The organism is Burkholderia sp. BCC0398, from assembly GCF_902833245.1.
In the GTDB taxonomy this organism is placed as follows: domain Bacteria; phylum Pseudomonadota; class Gammaproteobacteria; order Burkholderiales; family Burkholderiaceae; genus Burkholderia; species Burkholderia sola.
The window spans coordinates 37,384-51,040 of sequence record NZ_CADFEM010000004.1; the positions used below are offsets into that span (position 1 = coordinate 37,384).

Here is a 13,657-nt window from a genome sequence, read left to right on the forward strand (position 1 = left end):
GCAGCTTCAGCGATCGGATTCGTGCGACCGTCCGTACGCGACGAAATCGCGCTCGACGGTGGACGCCTGCTCCGTTTCGATCGCGCCGCCGCGCGCACCGGCGTCGTCGCCCGACGAGGCCGACGCGGCCAACGACGGTTCGATGCGCGCGTCGATCAGCGCCTGCAGCGCGTCGCGTTCGAGCACCTCGCATTGCAGCAGCCGTCGCGCGATGCGTTCGAGCGCGTCGCGACGTTCGCCGAGCGTCGCCGCGACGCGCGCATGTGCATCGGCCAGCAGCGTGCGCACCTCGTCGTCGATCATCCGCGCGGTGTGCTCGCTGCAGCGGCCGTCGCCCGCATGCCATGCGCCGGGCAGGCCCTGGCGCGCGTCACCGTCGTCGAACGTCGCGAGCCCGATCTTCTCGCTCATCCCGTACTGCATGACCATGTGGCGCGCCATCGCGGTCGCGCGTTCGAGGTCGTTCTGCGCACCGGTCGACACGTCGCCGAACACGAGTTCTTCCGCCACGCGCCCGCCGAGCAGCGCATCGATCCGGTCGAGCAGCTCGCTGCGGCGCAGGACGTAACGATCCTCGGTCGGCACCTGCTGCGTGTAGCCGAGTGCAGCGACGCCGCGCGGAATGATCGACACCTTCTTCACCGGATCGCAATGCGCGCGGCTTTCCGCGACGAGCGCATGGCCGGCTTCGTGATACGCGATGGTCAGCTTCTCCTGCTCGTTCATCACGCGGCTCTTGCGCTCGAGGCCCGTCAGCGCGCGGTCGATCGCCTCGTCGAAGTCCGCCATCGCGACCGCCGGCTTGCCGAGTTCGGCCGCATGCAGCGCGGCCTCGTTGACGACGTTCGCGAGATCGGCGCCGACGAAGCCTGGCGTGCGCGACGCGAGCTCGCCGAGATCGACGTCGGCGGCGAGCTTCACGCGCTTCACGTGCACGTCGAGGATCTGGCGGCGGCCGTTTACGTCGGGCCGGTCGATCGCGATGTGACGATCGAAACGGCCCGGGCGCAGCAACGCGGGATCGAGGATCTCGGGCCGGTTCGTCGCGGCCATGATGATCACCCCGGAGCCGGCCTGGAAGCCATCCATCTCGACCAGCAACTGGTTGAGCGTCTGTTCGCGCTCGTCGTTGCCCGACATCGTGCCGACGCCGCGCACCTTGCCGAGCGCATCGAGCTCGTCGACGAACACGATGCACGGCGCCTTCTGCTGCGCCTGCTCGAACAGGTCGCGCACGCGCGCGGCGCCCACGCCGACGAACATCTCGACGAACGCCGAGCCGCTGATCGAGAAGAACGGCACGGCCGCCTCGCCGGCCACCGCGCGCGCGAGCAGCGTCTTGCCCGTGCCCGGCGCGCCGACGACGAGCACGCCTTTCGGAATCTTGCCGCCGAGCCGCTGGTAGCGATCGGGGTTGCGCAGGAACGCGACGAGCTGCTGCAGTTCGGCCTTCGCTTCGTCGATGCCCGCGATGTCATCGAACGTGATGCCGGTCTCCTGCTGCACGTACACGCGCGCGCGGCTCTTGCCCATGCCGGTGAAGTCCTGCAGCCCGCCACGCTTGCGCAGCATCATGTTCCACACGAACACGAGCAGCATCAGCGGCAGCAGCCACGACGCGAGCGACGCGATCCAGCCGGTGTCGGGCGTGCCGTGATAGCGGATACCCGCGGCGGTCAGCGTGTCGATCAGGTGTTCGTCGGTCACGCGGCTGGTCGTGAAGCGCCACGGCGCGCCAACCTGCTGCACGACCGCCGCGTCGGACGCCGGCAGCATCGCGCCGGCCTGCGGCATCTTCAGCGCGCCCGAGATCGACGCCGGGCCGACCTCGAGATCGTCGACGAGCCGCGCGGCGACGAGCCGGTGGAAATCGCTGTACGCGATCGGCGTCGACGTCGGGTGCAGCATCAGCAACTGCGCGGCGAACAGCACGAAGAAGCCCGCCGCGATCAGCAATCCCGGGTAGTCGAATTTCCTGTCCATCGCATCGGGCCTGCCATCTCCGCTGCGCGGCGTGCGCTCACGCCGGCACGCGCGCAACCGGTACGCGCGCAACCGGTACGCGGCCGCCATGCGAAAACGACTTGCATCCGCGCATCGTCGCCTCGCCGTCTCGCGTCGTTCGTCGCATCGATGCCGCCTCGACAACACCGTCGTCGGCATTGCCGGGCGATCCTCGCCCGGGCGGCACGCCGTGACGCACCGCCCTCGATTCCAGTCTAGTTCGTGCGCGGGCGTCGCGCCGCTCGCCGCGCAGCGTCGAATCGTCGGACGAACGGCTTTCATCCGCCCCCTTGCCGCGCTATAGTCGCGTGCATGACATTTTTGTGACAGTCGCCTCGCGCTGCCGGGCGCGAGGCCGGCCGTCTCATCCCGTCCCGCGTCGCGGCAGCCCGCGCGGCGCCGGCGCGCATCGAACGACAATGCCCACCCGCCCATCCGAGGAGCCCACGACGTGAACGACACCCCCGATCGCCCCGACGACCTACCCGCCGATCCCGACCGCCGCCGTGTGCTCGGCGGCCTCGCCGCACTCGGCGCCGGTGTCGCGCTCAGCGGCTGCGAAACCACCGCGGGCAACGCGCCGCGTTCGGCCGCCGACCTGCGCATCGACGAAGCGCTGCGCCAGCGCGTGCGCCACATCGTCGTGATCTATGCGGAAAACCGCAGCTTCGCGAACCTGTACGGCGATTTCCCGGGCGTGCGGTATCCACTGAGCGAAGTGCGGCCCGAACACGCGCAGCAGCTCGATCGCGACGGCAAGACGCCGCTGCCGGCGCTGCCGAAGATCTGGGGCGGGCTCGTGCCGCAAGCGCAGGAAGTGGACGGCAAGCGCTACGCGATCGCCGAGCGCGACATCGACAAGCTGCCGAATGCGCCGTTCCGGATTTCGGACGCGCAAGGCAAGCCGCTGCCGAACGGCGTGATCACGCGCGACCTGTGGCATCGCTTCTACCAGAACCAGATGCAGATCGCGGGCGGCCGCAACAACCAGTTCGCCGCGTGGGCCGATTCGGGCGGCCTCGTGATGGGCCATTACCGCAATTCGGCCGACACGCTGCGACTGTGGAATCTCGCGCGGCAATACACGCTGTGCGACAACTTCTTCATGGCGGCCTTCGGCGGTTCGTGGATGAACCACATGTTCCTGATTTCCGCGCAGCCGCCGCTGTATCCGGACGCGCACAAGCATCCGCATGCGGCGAAACTGCTGTCGAAGGTCGAAGGCGACGACCCGGCCGGCACGCGCCTGAAGCTCGCCGACGATTCGCCCGCGTCCGCGCTCGACGGTCCGCCGAAATTCGCGGTCGACGGCCCGCTGACGCCGGACGGCTACGGTGTGAACACGATGGCGCCGCCGTACCAGCCGAGCTACGTGCCGCCGCCCGATCCGGGCAACGCCGCGTATGCGGATCCGGCCGACCATCGCGTGATGCCGCCGCAGGGCTACGCGACGATCGGCGACCGCCTGTCGGAAAAGAATGTCGACTGGGCGTGGTACAGCGGTGCATGGCAGTATGCGCTCGAGCATCGCGACACGGGCATGGTGCCCGACTTCCAGTACCACCACCAGCCGTTCAACTACTTCGTGAACTTCGCGCCGGGCACCGAAGCGCGCCGCAAGCATCTGCGCGACGCGGGGCTCGGCGACGAGCCGTCGACCAACCACTTCATCGCCGACATCGACGCGGGCCGCCTGCCGGCCGTCACGTTCTACAAGCCGCAAGGCAACCTGAACATGCATGCGGGCTATGCGGACATCGAATCGGGCGACCGCCACATCGCGACCGTGATCGACCATATCCGGCGCGGCCCGCAATGGGAAAACACCGTGATCGTGATGACGCACGACGAGAACGGCGGCTGGTGGGATCACGTCGCGCCGCCGGTCGGCGATCGCTGGGGCCCCGGCTCGCGGATTCCCGCACTCGTGATCTCGCCGTTCGCGAAAAAGGGCTTCGTCGATCACACGCTGTACGACACGAACTCGATCCTGCGCTTCATCAGCCGCGTGCACGGCCTCGCGCCGCTCGACGGCGTGGTCCTGCGCAACAACGCGTTCGCCGCGCGCGGCGCGACGCCGCCGGGCGATTTGACGAACGCGCTCGATCTCGGCTGACACCCGGCCGAGCGCCAGAAACGACGACGCCCCGGGCCATGCGATGGATGGCCCGGGGCGTTCATGCCGCTTTCAGGTGGTGACGTCGATGCCGCTCGTCAGCCGCCGATACGCCGCTCGATCTTCTTCATCGTCTCGGTCATTTCAGCCGGCAAGCGCAGCTTCAACGTATCGAACAGCGCCGCGTGCAGCTTCAGTTCCTCGCGCCATTCGTCGGCGTTCATCGACGTCACCGCATCGAACTGATCGCGCGTGAAATCGAGGCCGTCCCAGTGCAGATCTTCATACGCGGGCGACACGCCGAACGCATGCTCGCCGCCACCGCCCGTGCCTTCGAGACGATCGAGCATCCACTTCAGCACGCGCATGTTCTCGCCGAAGCCCGGCCACACGAACTTGCCGTTCGCGTCCTTGCGGAACCAGTTGACGCAATAGAACTTCGGCAGCTTCGCGCCGGCGGCTTCGAGCTGCTTGCCGAGTGTGAGCCAGTGCGCGAAATAATCGCTGACGTTGTAGCCGCAGAACGGCAGCATCGCGAACGGATCGCGGCGCACGACGCCCTGCTGGCCGACCGCGGCCGCGGTCGTCTCGGAGCCCATCGTCGCGGCCATGTACACGCCTTCGACCCAGTCGCGCGCTTCGGTCACGAGCGGCACGGTCGTCGAGCGGCGGCCGCCGAAGATGAACGCGTCGATCGGCACGCCGGCCGGGTTTTCCCAGTCGTCGTCGATCGACGGGCACTGCGCGGCCGGCGCGGTAAAGCGCGAGTTCGGATGCGCGGCCTTGCGGCCGGTTTCCTTGCCAATCTCGGGCGTCCACGGATTGCCCTGCCAGTCGGTCAGCTTCGCGGGCGGCGTGTCGGTCAGCCCTTCCCACCACACGTCGCCGTCTTCCGTCAGCGCGACGTTCGTGAAGATCACGTTTTCCTTCAGCGTGGCGATCGCGTTCGGGTTGGTCTTCACGCCCGTGCCCGGCGCCACGCCGAAGAAACCGGCTTCCGGATTGATCGCATACAGGCGGCCGTCGCGGCCGGGCTTCAGCCACGCGATGTCGTCGCCGATCGTCGTGACCTTCCAGCCGTCGAAGCCCTGCGGCGGGATCAGCATCGCGAAGTTGGTCTTGCCGCACGCGGACGGGAACGCGGCCGCGACGTGATACTTCTTGCCGGCCGGCGACGTCACGCCGAGGATCAGCATGTGTTCCGCGAGCCAGCCCTGATCGCGCCCCATCGTCGACGCGATGCGCAGTGCGAAACACTTCTTGCCGAGCAGCGCGTTGCCGCCGTAGCCCGAGCCGAAGCTCCAGATCTCGCGCGTTTCCGGAAAGTGCACGATGTACTTGACCGGATTGCACGGCCACGGCACGTCCTGCTGGCCGGCTTCGAGCGGATGACCGACGCTGTGCACGCACGGCACGAAATCGCCGTCCTCGCCGAGCACGTCGTACACGTCGCGCCCCATGCGCGTCATGATCCGCATGTTCACCGCGACGTACGGGCTGTCGGACAACTCGACGCCGACGTGCGCGATCGGCGAGCCGAGCGGGCCCATCGAGAACGGCACGACGTACAGTGTGCGGCCGCGCATCGCGCCGCGGAACAGCCCGTTGAGCGTCTCGCGCATTTCGGCCGGCTCGATCCAGTTGTTGGTCGGGCCGACGTCGTCGCGCGACGCCGCGCAGATGAACGTGCGATCCTCGACGCGCGCGACGTCCGACGGATCGGATTGCGCGAGATACGAGTTCGGGCGCTTCGTCGGGTTCAGGCGTGTGAGCGTGCCCTGGTCGACCATCGCCTGGCACAGCGCGTCGTATTCTTCCTGCGATCCGTCACACCACACGACACGCTCGGGCTCCGTGAGCGCCGCGATGCGCGAGACCCAGTCGATCAGCTTGCGATGCTTGACGAAGGCCGGCGGAGCGATCAGCGGGCCGTGTGTCGCTTCGGCCAAAGTGTTTTGCGACATGAGGATGTCTCCAGATTATTGGGCGGGGATGGGGATGCGGGGCGAGCCCGCGAGATGGGGAATGCGTGCGGAGCGCAGGAAGATGCGGCGCGCAGGACGGGACGCGCGAGCGGAGCGCGCGTCGATGCCGCGATGCGGGCGAGAGAAGATGAAGTCTCGTTAGAAAGTGCGAACACGAGTTTCGCCATGCAAGCAACCTGCCATACAACTCCATGCCGGCCAGCATACCATCGCCGTTATTGACGAGGCGTTGCGTTGCAACAAGAAACAATTGTGACGACGTGCCGGCATGCGCGTTGCAGACGGGCGCTTTTTACGGCGTCGTCCCGCGCGCTTTGGGGACGAAACGAGCGCGACGACCGCCCCGCAAGGGTTTCGCACGAACGGCAATTTCAACCTGCCGGCCGTGCGCACGAACCACGCGAACCCGCGCCGTGCGAGTTAGCGTTTTCGCTACTCAGGCAAACCCTGAATTAGGTTGTGTACACAAACATCCCGTTCGAATACCCGATGCACGCCCCTGCTTAAAACGGTGCGCGCGGCAATCCGGGGTAATACGTGCGCACGCTGTTCGACAGCGTTCGCAATGACGAGAAATTCCAGCGCAATGTGCGCCGAGATGATGAACCGCCGCGGGCGTTTCATCGATTTCGAACCGATCGACGTGGTGTCGACGAACCAGTACGCAGTACGTCGTAAAGGCCATGTACGGGTAACGCACGGCGATCGCGCAGACAAAAAAACGCCAGCCCCGAGGAGCTGGCGTCGTGCTGCGGATCTGACGATGATCAGAACTGGTTCATCGTGTTGTCCTTGCCCGCTGCCTTCAGCGCCGCTTCGCCGCTGAAGTATTCCTTGTGATCGTCGCCGATGTCCGAACCTGACATGTTCTGGTGCTTCACGCACGCGATGCCCTGACGGATTTCCTTGCGCTGCACGCCCGCCACGTAGCCGAGCATGCCCTGGTCGCCGAAGTATTCCTTGGCCAGGTTATCGGTCGACAGCGCAGCCGTGTGGTACGTCGGCAGCGTGATCAGGTGGTGGAAGATGCCTGCTTCACGCGATGCATCGGCCTGGAACGTGCGGATCTTCTCGTCGGCGAGCTTGGCCAGTTCGGTTTCGTCGTATTCGACGCTCATCAACTGCGCACGGTCGTAAGCCGACACGTCCTTGCCCTCGGCCTTCATCGCATCGTAGGCCTGCTGGCGGAAGTTCAGCGTCCAGTTGAACGACGGGCTGTTGTTGTACACCAGCTTCGCGTTCGGGATCACCTTGCGGATCTCGCTGACCATGCCGCCGATCTGCGCGATATGCGGTTTTTCGGTTTCGATCCACAGCAGGTCGGCGCCGTTCTGCAGCGACGTGATGCAGTCGAGCACGCAGCGCGCCTCGCCCGTGCCGGCGCGGAACTGGAACAGGTTGCTCGGCAGGCGCTTCGGACGCAGCAGCTTGCCGTCGCGCTTGATGACGACGTCACCGTTGCCCAGCTGGTCGGCCGACAGTTCTTCGCAATCGAGGAACGCGTTGTATTGATCGCCCAGGTCGCCCGGCGTGTTCGTCACGGCGATCTGCTTGGTCAGGCCCGCGCCCAGCGAATCGGTCCGCGCGACGATGATGCCGTCGTCCACGCCCAGTTCCAGGAACGCGTAGCGGATCGCGCGGATCTTCGCGAGGAAATCCTCGTGCGGCACCGTGACCTTGCCGTCCTGGTGGCCGCACTGCTTCTCGTCCGACACCTGGTTTTCGATCTGGATGCAGCACGCGCCCGCTTCGATGAACTGCTTGGCCAGAAGGTAGGTCGCTTCCGCGTTGCCGAAGCCGGCGTCGATGTCGGCGATGATCGGCACGACGTGCGTGACGTGGTTGTCGATCTTTTGCTGGATCGCGGCCTTCGCAGTCGCGTCCTTCGCGGCATCCAGCTCGCGGAACAGGCCGCCCAGCTCGCGGGCGTCGGCCTGGCGCAGGAACGTGTAAAGCTCGCGGATCAGCGCGCTGACCGAGGTCTTTTCGTGCATCGACTGGTCAGGCAGCGGGCCGAACTCCGAGCGCAGCGCGGCGACCATCCAGCCCGACAGGTACAGGTAGCGGCGTTCGGTGCTGTTGAAGTGCTTCTTGATGGAGATCATCTTCTGCTGGCCGATGAAGCCGTGCCAGCAACCCAGCGACTGCGTGTACTTGGACGGATCGGCATCGTACGCGGCCATGTCGGCGCGCATGATCTTCGCGGTGTACTTCGCGATGTCCAGGCCGGTCTTGAACTTGTTCTGGGCACGCATGCGGGCCGCATACTCGGGGCTAATGGCATTCCACGCGCTGCCGTGGTTTTCCTTCAAGCCAGCCACTGCCTTGATGTCGTCTTGATATTGGGACATGTCTATCTCCTGGGAACGAAGCGCATTTGAGTAAAGGGGTTCAGCGTGCCCGCCGCGTGTGACGAAGCGAACTGCATGGACTCAATAGTAATCCTGTCTCACGCGTTTTCGGCCAAGTCTTATATAAGACATAAGATATAAATTTCTCTTGTTTTTCAATTAGATAGCCAGTCGTTTTTGCGATGCAAAACACGGTTTCAAGCGGCGGTAAAACGCGGCGGCAGGAATTCGGCCTGCATCCCGCAATATGAAATTCCCTTTCGGCTGCTGAAGAATCGGCGCGCTTCGCGCACACTGGCGCCCCGACGCCCGCCGCCCTTTGTCATATCAATGACAAAACGTCTATACTTGGACGATTATTTGACCCGTGCGCCTCGACGCGTGGGCCTGCCTGGAGCGACATGAACGACTCTCCCGTTTTCGACACGCTTTGCGAACTGCTGACGACATCCGGCGCGCGTTTTCGCGTGCTCGAGCATCCGGCGGAAGGCAAATCCGACGCGATCGCCGCGCTGCGCGGCACCCGCCCCGAACAGGGCGCGAAGGCGATGCTCTGTACGTTCAAGGATGGCGGCGACGGCGCCGCGCTCGCGGTGATTCCCGGCCATCTGAAAATCGACTTTCGCAAGGTCGCCGATGCGGTCGGCCGGCGCAAGGCGACGCTCGCGTCGCCCGACGTCGCGGCCGCCGTCACGCGCTGCGTGATGGGCGCCGTACCGCCGTTCGTGTTCGATACGAACGTGGCGCTCGTCGTCGATCCCGCGCTGGTCGAGCGCAACGCCGAGATCGCGTTCAACGCGGGCCGCCTCGATCGCTCGGTCGTGCTCGACGCGACCGACTACGTCCGGATCGCGCGCCCGCTGCTGGCCGACATCACGCGGCCGGAAACGACGGACACCCCGACACACCAGGATCACGCATGAGTACAACCCGCAAACCGCTGCTGTCGGAGCAGGCATCGCTGATCGAACAGGTGCAGCGCATCGCCGAAGGACTCGGCGAGATGTTCGCGCCGTTCACCGAGGTCGTCGTGCACGACCTGCGCACGCCGGAGCACGCGATCCTCGCGATCCACAACAACCTGTCCGGACGCGCGGTCGGCGATCCCGCGACCGAACTCGGCCTCGCGCGCATCGCGGACGACGATTTCCCGCAGGTGCTCGCGAACTACCCGAACCGCTTCGCCGACGGCCGCACCGCGAAAAGCACGTCGATCGGCATCAAGGATTCGACCGGGCGCTATGTGGCCGCGCTGTGCCTGAATGCCGACGTCACGTTGTTCCGCGGCTTCCAGGGCATGCTGAACCAGTTCTGCCGCACGGACGGCGAAGCCGTCGTCGACACGCTCGACCCGGCCGGCGCGGACGCGATCCGGCAGCGCATCGACGCCTTCGCGACGCGCCTTGCGACGACGCCGCGCGAGTTGAAGACCGACCAGCGCCGCGAGCTGATGCAGACGCTGAAGGCCGACGGCTTCCTCGAGGTGCGCCGCGCGATGGAGATCGTGTCGCAGCATCTCGGCGTGTCTCGCGCCACCGTCTACAACGATGCGAAGTGACCCGGTGCGCCCCCGCATTCCAGTCGACTGACTTTTCAATCCTCCAGCAACCATGAACTCTCCCGCTCTCCCCACGTACGACGACGTCGCCGCCGCCGCGACCCGGCTCGAAGGCCACGCGCACCGCACGCCGGTGATGACGTCGCGGACGATCGACGACGCGCTCGGCGCGCAGGTGTTCTTCAAGTGCGAGAACCTGCAGCGCATGGGCGCCTTCAAGTTCCGCGGCGCGTTCAACGCGCTGTCGCGCTTCAACGCGGAACAGCGGCGCCACGGCGTCGTCGCGTTCTCGTCGGGCAACCATGCGCAGGCGATCGCGCTGTCGGCGCGCATGCTCGGCATTCCCGCGACGATCGTGATGCCGCAGGACGCGCCGGCCGCGAAGATGGCCGCGACGCGCGGCTACGGCGGCAACGTCGTGACCTACGATCGCTACACCGAGGATCGCGAGCAGATCGGGCGCGATCTCGCCGAGAAGCACGGGCTCACGCTGGTGCCGCCCTACGATCACCCGGACGTGATCGCCGGCCAGGGCACCGCGGCCAAGGAACTGTTCGACGAAGTCGGCCCGCTCGACGCGGTGTTCACGCCGCTCGGCGGCGGCGGGCTGCTGTCGGGCACCGCGCTCGCCACCCGTGCGCTGTCGCCGCACGCGAAGCTGTACGGCGTCGAGCCCGAAGCCGGCAACGATGCACAGCAATCGTTCCGGTCCGGCACGATCGTGCACATCGACACCCCGCGCACGATCGCCGACGGTGCGCAGACGCAGCACCTCGGCAACCTCACGTTCCCGATCCTGCGTCGCGACGTCGACGACATCCTCACCGCGACGGACGCGGAACTCGTCGACTGCATGCGCTTCTTCGCCACGCGTATGAAGCTCGTCGTCGAGCCGACCGGCTGCCTGTCGTTCGCCGCCGTGCGCCGAATGAAGGATGCGCTGCAGGGCAAGCGCGTCGGCGTGGTGATCAGCGGCGGCAACGTCGATCTCGAGAACTTCTGCGCGCTGGTGTCGGCACCGGCCTGAGCGTCGCGGCACGCATCGATAACGACACGCGCCGGCCGTCGGCCTTCGGAACGACGGCCGCCGGTTCCGGCGCGACCGGACGCGTTCGAATCCGGCCGTTTCTTCAGACCTGAAACACGGCCCGCGCCCCTCGAACGAAAGGATTCGGAAAGCCGCCGCCGGGCAATGACGTTTTTTCGCACCCGCGCGCGGCCGGACGATTGACGTCCCTGACCGCCCGCCATTACCCTTGCGCGCTGATGGTTCCCGGAGACGGGATCAAAAGGGAACGCAGCAGGGGCAACGCCCCGAATCTGCGGCTGCCCCCGCAACTGTGAGCGGCGAATCCGTGCCACCGCATGCCACTGGGAAACCGGGAAGGCCTGCACGGATGAGGACCCGCGAGCCAGGAGACCTGCCATCGACCCGAGGTCCACGCAGCCGCACCGGGCGGGGTGTCCCGATGCGCGCGGCACCGCCCCCGGCGGTCGCCCGTTGCATGGACGACCCGACCTCAGGATCCGTCAGATGTCCATCGTTCCCGAATCCGCTTCCCGACCCGAAGCGTCGCACCGACGCGCCGTCGGCATGCGCCACCTGCCCGCCCTCCGCCCGCGATCGCCGTACACGTCACACGCCTCGTCCCGCCGCCTCATGAACATTCGTCACCTGCTCGCCACGTCCGCCGCCACCGCGCTGCTTTCCCCGCTCGCCCACGCGGCCGGCGAAACGGCGCTCGCGCAGCCCGCCGCGCCCGCGCCCGGCGCGGACCTGCCGACGATCAGCGTGACCGACACGCGGCACCTGCCCGAATCGTTCGACCGACGCTATGCGTCGACCCAGGTGCTCACGCGCGAGGACCTCGACCGGCTGTCGCCCGCCGACCCGAGCATCACGCAGGCGCTCGCGACGCTGCCGGGCGTGACCGTCGCGCAGAACGGCGGGCCCGGCTCGTCCGCGTCGGTCAGCATCCGCGGCTCGTCGGCGAGTCAGGTCGCCGTGTTCATCGACGGCATCCGGATCGGCTCGCCGACCACCGGAATCGCGCCGTGGGCCGACCTGCCGACCGAAGCGTTCGAGCGCGTCGAGGTGATCTCCGGCCCGGCCGCCGCGTCGTTCGGCAACAACGCGATGGGCGGCGTCGTGCAACTCTTCACGCGCCGCGCCGCCAACCAGCCGAACCGGACCACCGTGTCGGCCGGCGGCGGCTCGAACAAGACGTTCGACACGCAGTTCCGCACGTCGGGAACGGTGCCGTCGACCGGGCCGCTGGCCGCGCTCGGCGGCCTCACCTATTCGCTCGGGCTGCACGACTACAACACGGCCGGCATCGATGCGACGCGGCCGTTCTTCTACGGCCACGAAGACGGCCGCAATCCGTATCACGCGCAGGATCTCGACGCGCGGCTCGGCTATGCGCGCGACAACTGGTCGATCTCGACGTTCGCGCTGTATCACCGCTCCGATCTGTCCTACGACAACAGCGGCTACGCGAATCGCGAGCTCGACCACCAGTTGACGACGGGCGTTGCGTTCCATCTCGACATCACGCCCGATACGCAGTTCGACCAGTCGTTCGGCTATGCGAACGACCGCCAGTTCATCTACGCGGACGACCCGGCCCTCGCGACCGACCAGATCAATTCGCAGCGGATCAGCACGTCGACGTCGCTGACTCATCAGGAGCACGGATTCCACCTGTTCGGCCTGCCGTTGTCGGGCGAATCGAAGCTCGCGTACGACTTCACGCGCGAACAGGCGTTCCTGCCGGTCGACATTCCCGGCGGCGTGCCGACGCGCAACGATTCCGCGTTCTCGCTGCACCAGTCGGCGACGCTCGGCAGCGTAACGATGTTCGTCGCCGGCCGTCACGAGATCATCGCCGGGCAAGCGGTGAACACCGGCAACGCCGCACTGTCGTGGGCGATCACGCCGGTCTACACGGCGCGCATGTCGTACGGCAACGCGTTCCGGCTGCCGACGTTCAACGACCTGTACTACCCCGGCTACGGCAACCCGAACCTCAGCCCGGAACGCAGCACGTCGGTCGAGGCCGCGCTCGACGCGAACACCGCGTACGGCACGTTCACCGCAGCGATCTACGACACGCGCGTCAACAACCTGATCGCGTACAACCCGGCGACGTTCTCGCCGATGAACATCGGCCGCTCGCATATTCGCGGCATCGACCTGTCGTACAAGGGCACGATCGGTCGCTCGACGCCGATCAGCGTCGCGGTCGGCATCCTGAATCCGCAGGACGAAACGAACCGGACGTGGCTGAGCCGCCGGCCGCGGCAAACGGTCAGCCTGAACGTCGATCACACGTGGGACGAACTGAAGCTGCATGCGCTGAGCACGGGCGCGTCGCTGCTGTACGGCGGCTCGACGTTCGACGATCCGGCCAACCGGCAGTATCTGGCGTCGTACCTGACGGTAAACCTGCGCGCGTCGTACCGGATCAATTCGCACCTGACGGTGTCGGCATCGCTGTCGAACCTGTTCGACCGGCAGTACATGACCGCGTACGGTTACAACACGCTCGGGCGTACCGCGTTCGGCAAGGTCAGTTATACGTTCTGACGGCCCCACGCATCGGCGCAACGCGCCACGCCGGCACGCGCATGAAATTGACAT

Annotated in this window: 8 protein-coding genes and 1 riboswitch; of the genes, 5 read left to right on the forward strand and 3 right to left on the reverse strand. The window is 66.6% G+C overall.

The window, feature by feature from the left end; genetic code table 11:
- Window positions 1–6: 6 nt before the first annotated feature.
- Window positions 7–1,983 (reverse strand): ATP-dependent zinc metalloprotease FtsH, encoded by a 1,977-nt coding sequence (ftsH, locus tag HWX76_RS09495; protein ID WP_176015733.1) that lies wholly within the window; start codon window positions 1,981–1,983, stop codon window positions 7–9.
- Between the two features lie 472 nt (window positions 1,984–2,455).
- Here ftsH and HWX76_RS09500 point away from each other — a divergent pair, with 472 nt between their 5' ends.
- Window positions 2,456–4,120, forward strand: coding sequence for an acid phosphatase (locus HWX76_RS09500; RefSeq protein WP_050014089.1), 1,665 nt, complete (start codon window positions 2,456–2,458; stop codon window positions 4,118–4,120).
- Window positions 4,121–4,218: 98 nt separating this feature from the next.
- Here HWX76_RS09500 and HWX76_RS09505 read toward each other — a convergent pair whose 3' ends face one another.
- The gene (locus HWX76_RS09505) at window positions 4,219–6,084 is read right to left on the reverse strand and encodes a phosphoenolpyruvate carboxykinase (GTP) (RefSeq protein ID WP_050014090.1); all 1,866 of its coding nucleotides are present in this window, start codon (window positions 6,082–6,084) and stop codon (window positions 4,219–4,221) included.
- Between the two features lie 788 nt (window positions 6,085–6,872).
- Entirely contained in the window at window positions 6,873–8,456 is a 1,584-nt protein-coding gene (locus tag HWX76_RS09510) for an isocitrate lyase (RefSeq protein ID WP_050014091.1), read from the reverse strand.
- Window positions 8,457–8,857: 401 nt separating this feature from the next.
- Between HWX76_RS09510 and HWX76_RS09515 the strand changes: the two genes are divergently transcribed.
- The 4 genes from HWX76_RS09515 (at window position 8,858) to HWX76_RS09530 (ending at window position 13,603) form a co-directional block, all read left to right on the forward strand.
- Entirely contained in the window at window positions 8,858–9,379 is a 522-nt protein-coding gene (locus HWX76_RS09515) for a YbaK/prolyl-tRNA synthetase associated domain-containing protein (protein WP_050014092.1), read from the forward strand.
- Window positions 9,376–10,014 carry a helix-turn-helix transcriptional regulator gene (locus HWX76_RS09520; RefSeq protein WP_050014093.1) on the forward strand — a complete coding sequence of 213 codons (639 nt, stop codon included), beginning with the start codon at window positions 9,376–9,378 and terminating at the stop codon, window positions 10,012–10,014. Before HWX76_RS09515 ends, HWX76_RS09520 begins: the two co-directional genes overlap by 4 nt.
- Window positions 10,015–10,066: 52 nt before the next feature.
- A complete protein-coding gene (locus tag HWX76_RS09525; protein WP_050014094.1) occupies window positions 10,067–11,041 on the forward strand; it encodes a threo-3-hydroxy-L-aspartate ammonia-lyase in 975 nt (324 codons plus the stop codon).
- A gap of 223 nt (window positions 11,042–11,264) precedes the next feature.
- Window positions 11,265–11,458: riboswitch (cobalamin riboswitch) on the forward strand.
- 216 nt (window positions 11,459–11,674) lie between these two features.
- Window positions 11,675–13,603 (forward strand): TonB-dependent receptor, encoded by a 1,929-nt coding sequence (locus HWX76_RS09530; RefSeq protein ID WP_089489393.1) that lies wholly within the window; start codon window positions 11,675–11,677, stop codon window positions 13,601–13,603.
- The last annotated feature ends 54 nt before the right edge of the window (window positions 13,604–13,657 follow it).

Excerpts from the sequence above, each read along its gene's own strand:
- ftsH (WP_176015733.1), bottom strand. The coding sequence starts at position 1,983 with ATGGACAGGAAATTCGACTACCCGGGATTGCTGATCGCGGCGGGCTTC.
- HWX76_RS09505 (WP_050014090.1), bottom strand. The coding sequence starts at position 6,084 with ATGTCGCAAAACACTTTGGCCGAAGCGACACACGGCCCGCTGATCGCT.
- HWX76_RS09510 (WP_050014091.1), bottom strand. The coding sequence starts at position 8,456 with ATGTCCCAATATCAAGACGACATCAAGGCAGTGGCTGGCTTGAAGGAA.
- HWX76_RS09515 (WP_050014092.1), top strand. The coding sequence starts at position 8,858 with ATGAACGACTCTCCCGTTTTCGACACGCTTTGCGAACTGCTGACGACA.
- HWX76_RS09520 (WP_050014093.1), top strand. The coding sequence starts at position 9,376 with ATGAGTACAACCCGCAAACCGCTGCTGTCGGAGCAGGCATCGCTGATC.
- HWX76_RS09525 (WP_050014094.1), top strand. The coding sequence starts at position 10,067 with ATGAACTCTCCCGCTCTCCCCACGTACGACGACGTCGCCGCCGCCGCG.
- HWX76_RS09530 (WP_089489393.1), top strand. The coding sequence starts at position 11,675 with ATGAACATTCGTCACCTGCTCGCCACGTCCGCCGCCACCGCGCTGCTT.